At 31.2% G+C, this 231-nt stretch carries 1 protein-coding gene; it reads left to right on the forward strand.

Going from position 1 to position 231, the window contains the following annotated elements; translation table 11 throughout:
* Window positions 1–47 precede the first annotated feature (47 nt).
* On the forward strand, window positions 48–231 hold a 184-nt coding region (locus GJQ66_RS15110), incomplete at its 3' end, for a hypothetical protein (RefSeq protein WP_230379709.1).

Below are 231 nucleotides of genomic sequence, written 5' to 3' on the forward strand. Positions count from 1 at the left end.
CCCAATTTCTAGCATCCCATTTTTTCGATGTTGGGATTATGCGATTTTTGGATGAAGACTACGACGATTATAATCATTGTATTTTCATTGGAAGAAAGAAGAGTGGTAAAGATAAGGAAGTTAATAAGGATTTATATAAATTTCTACTTCAAATGGAATCAAAGGTTTTTGTTCAAACAAAGGTGAACTCAATTGCCCATATTATAAGAGCTAATAAAAAATGGGAAGTTC

The sequence above is a fragment of the Microbacterium sp. ZXX196 genome, from assembly GCF_009709595.1.
Classification (GTDB): Bacteria; Actinomycetota; Actinomycetes; order Actinomycetales; family Microbacteriaceae; genus Microbacterium; species Microbacterium excoecariae.